This window comes from Streptomyces fuscigenes (assembly GCF_021556455.1).
Taxonomy (GTDB): Bacteria; Actinomycetota; Actinomycetes; order Streptomycetales; family Streptomycetaceae; genus Streptomyces; species Streptomyces fuscigenes.
Map to the genome: position 1 here is coordinate 1 of NZ_JAKGCV010000511.1, position 3,601 is coordinate 3,601.

General features: G+C 71.5%; 4 protein-coding genes. All 4 read right to left on the reverse strand.

Going from position 1 to position 3,601, the window contains the following annotated elements:
* On the reverse strand, nucleotides 1-1,761 hold a 1,761-nt coding region (locus L1885_RS29025; protein WP_268984510.1), incomplete at its 3' end, for a WXG100 family type VII secretion target.
* A gap of 165 nt (nucleotides 1,762-1,926) precedes the next feature.
* On the reverse strand, nucleotides 1,927-2,517 hold the full coding sequence (locus L1885_RS25455) for a hypothetical protein (RefSeq protein ID WP_235799512.1): 591 nt from the start codon (nucleotides 2,515-2,517) through the stop codon (nucleotides 1,927-1,929).
* Nucleotides 2,518-2,590: 73 nt separating this feature from the next.
* Nucleotides 2,591-2,881, reverse strand: coding sequence for a WXG100 family type VII secretion target (locus L1885_RS25460; RefSeq protein ID WP_235799513.1), 291 nt, complete (start codon nucleotides 2,879-2,881; stop codon nucleotides 2,591-2,593).
* 106 nt (nucleotides 2,882-2,987) lie between these two features.
* The gene (locus tag L1885_RS25465) at nucleotides 2,988-3,335 is read right to left on the reverse strand and encodes a WXG100 family type VII secretion target (protein ID WP_235799514.1); all 348 of its coding nucleotides are present in this window, start codon (nucleotides 3,333-3,335) and stop codon (nucleotides 2,988-2,990) included.
* Nucleotides 3,336-3,601: the final 266 nt, after the last annotated feature.

A 3,601-nucleotide genomic window follows, 5' to 3' on the forward strand; every position in this document is an offset into this window, starting at 1 on the left:
GCCCTGCCCGGCGCCACCGCCCATGCCGCCGCCCATGCCGGGCATCATCGGCATGCCCTGGCCGCCCGTCGCGGTGCCGCCGGGGAACGCGGCCAGCGAGTGGGCGCCCGGCAGCTGGAGTCCCTCGCCGCCCGCACCGGTGCCGAACTCGGAGCCGACGTCGCCGTCGCCGACGGACGCGTCGCCCTCCCAGGGCTTCGCGCTCGGGTCGAGCAGGGCCGAGGCGTCCGACGGCTCGCCGCCGCCGGCTCCCTGCCCCGCGCCGCCACCCATGCCGCCGCCCATGCCGGGCATCATCGGCATGCCCTGGCCGCCGGTGCCGGTGCCGCCGGTGTACGGGGCCGCGAGGCCCTCGGGACCGCCCGTCTCCAGCGCGGCGTTGTCGAACGCGGGGCTCTTCAGCGAGTCGGGCAGGCCGGACTCGGTGGACTTGCTGCCGGGGAACGCCGTCGGCTTCAACCCGCCGATGCCCCCGGTCCCGCCCGCGCCGAACTTCGACCCGGCGCCGCCGGTGCCGAGCGCCCCGGGGAAGTCCTCGGCGGGCAGGTCCGACGAGAAGGCCTTCGGCGACAGGCCGGAGGAGAAGCTCGGGAGCTTGCCGGTACCGCCCGTGCTCGTGCCCGAGTTGAAGCCCGTCGGGCTGAACGCCATCGGCCCGAGGCCGCCCGTGCCGTCACCGACGCCCGTCGAGCCGGGGAAGCCGGTCGGGGAGGCGTTGGGGTTGAGCAGGCCGTCGAGGGCGTTGGGGTCGAGCAGGTCCGAGCCGTCGCCGCCGAGCCCGTCGCCGGCGCCGGGCATCTTCGCGAAGGCGGCGTTCGGGAAGGCGGAGCCCGGGCCGCCGGTGCCCGTACCGCCGCTGAACGGGGTGGGGCTGAACTTGGAGTCCATGCCGGGGAACTGGGAGGCATCACTCGGGTTGAAGCCGGTCGGGCCGCCCGTGTCCGTCGAACCGGGGAACGGCATGCCGCTGAGGTTCGGGGCGTTGAACGCGGTCGGCGGCGGCGCGCTGTCGGGCATCTGGAAGTCGGGGACGTGGACGTCCGGCCCGCCGGTCGTGTCCGGCGGGGGCTGGTCGCCGCCGCCCACCGGGCTGTTGACGCCGGACGGGGAGTGCACGGAGTCGATGGTGACCTGGTACTCGCCGGCGAGGCTCTTGAGGACGGCCCGCATGTCGCTGGTCATCATGTCGACCAGCTGGGGCTTCTCGTGGATTGGGATGAGGCCGTTGTCCATGGGCTGGACGCCCATCAGCACGGCCTGGTTGGCGTACCAGTTGTCGATGTCGACGATCTTGTTGCGGGCGTTCGTCAGGTTGACCGCGTTGTCCGCGAGCTGCTGCGGCACCGAGTGGCCGCCGCCCGAACCGCCGCCCAGCACGTCGGCGTTGGACTGCACCTGCTTGGAGAACGTCTGCATCATGTCGTGGAAGGCGTCGGCCGCGTCCCCCTTCCAGGGGCCGTCGTCGCCGGCGAGGGCCTTCGCCTGGTCGCTGAGCGCCTTGGCGATGCCGCTGAGCGTCACCTGGACCTGGTAGAAGGCGTCCGCCGCGTCCTGGAGGGTCTGCGGGTCGGAGACGGAGGCGGCGTGGGACTCGTTGGAGTCGCTGTCGGTGCCGGCGGCCATGCCGTTGATGGCCGCCATGATCTGCTTCCAGTCCCAGTTGTCGTAGTCCGAGACCGATCCGCCGCCCTGCCCGGGATCGCCGAAGACGCCGTCGTCACTGTCGTGGAACCCGCCACCGTCGTAGTTCGTGTCACCCATTCCCGCTCACACTCTCCTGTCGCCCACCGTGCCACGAAGCATCCCCGTACCGGGCCCCCGCACCGGGGTCGCCCGCAGCCGGCCCCTCCGCCCCCGCGGGCCGCCCACCCCCCGCCGCGAGGCGTGCGGAGGGAGTGGGCGGCCGTGGGACCGAGGAGCCCGGAATCAGGTCGTCTTGCCACCGGGAGGCGGTGCCAGACCCGGGGTGTTGACCGCCCCGGTACCTCCGTTGTCCGTCATCATGCTGTTGAAGTCGTCGGTGACCCCGTCCATGGCGTCGGTGAGGTCCTTCGACTTCATGCCGTTGGCGTCGTCGATCGTCTTGTACTTCGCCGCGAGCGTCTTGACGCCCTCCCGCAGGTCGGTGAGACCGTTGGTGAGGTCGGAGAGCACCTTGATGTACTGCGCCTTGATCCCGTCGTCGCCGTTCGTCCCCGTGACCTTCGTACGGATCTGGTTGGCGTGGTAGAAGGCTCCCGACGCGACGGTGACCGGGGTCAGCGCGTCACTCGCCTTCTGCAGCGGCTGCAGCAGCAGGTCGAGGTTGTCGGCGAACAGCTTCATCGACGGTGTGTCGACCGCGGTGCCCTTGCCGCCGCCGCCCTTGCTGGGGACGGGCGGCGGCGTGAACGGGTTGGAGTTGGTGTACGTCCCGTGGCCGTTGCCGAGGGTCGAACTCCCGTCCCATTCCTGGGCCTTGTGCTCCGGCGGCGGAGGCGGAGGCGGCAGCGTGCCGTCGAGTGTTCCGTAAGTCATGACTCAAGCCCTTCGAAAAGCCTGTCAGCGGCCTGTCGGGTCTTCGGGTTCCGGCGCCGGGCGCCGGAGCCCGTCAGCCCTGCCAGAGGTTGACGCCCTGGCGCTCGCCGTCGCTGTAGGCCTGGTTGATGTTGCCCAGCATCTGCGTGGCCTGGGTGGCCATGTTCTGCATGTCGGCCGCGGCGGAGTCCCACTTGGCCTTGACCTCGTAGTAGGTCTGCTGCGCGTCGCTGGTCCACTCCGCCAGGTTCATCTTCGACGCGTCGTCGAGGTTCTGGAGGGTGCCCTGGATCTTCTGGGTGATGGCCTGCATCTCGCCGACGATGTAGTCGACCTGCTCCATCTGGACGGTGTACGTGGTCACTGTGGCTCCTGGTTGGGAACGACGGGGGACGAGGTGGTGTGCGGGCCGGCCGGCCGGCCCTCGGGCGTGCGCGCCGCTCCGCAGCGCGGTGCGCACCCCGCGGGGGTCAGGAGGGGAAGCCCGCCAGACCGGAGAAGTTGCCCGAGGAGATCAGCTGCTGGACCTGGTTGGCCTGCTGCTGGGTGTCCTCGTGCGTGTTGGCGTACACACCGGTGTTGGCCTGGAGCTTCTCCAGCATGGTGCGCAGCGCGTTGTTGACGACGTTGAAGTCCTCCAGCCACTTCTCCATGGCGCCGCCGTAGATCGAGGCCGCCTGGCCGGTCCACGAGGAGCGCAGGCCCTCGATCTGGCCGTCCATCTGGGAGTACGAGCTGGTCGACTCGTCGAGCGCGGTCTGGAAGGTGCCCTGGGCGGCCTTCATTCCGTCAATGTCGACAGCGGTGTTGTTCGCCACCTTGATTCCTCTCGTGATGGGCAGGGGCCGGGTCCGCGGTCACGGTCGCGGCTCCTGCGGTGTGGGGGAGACCCCATGGGTCCCCGCGGTGTGCGTCCCTCGTCAGGAGTGCACCAGGGGTGGGGTGTCCGGCTGCCGGGGCGGCGCGTCCGCCGCACCGGCAGTGGTCTGTGGCGGGACGCCGTCGGCGCTCCCGGGTACGGCGCGCGCCCCGGGGGGCGGGCCTGAGGCGGCGTCCGCGGCGGGTGCGGGTGCGGCGGCCGCCT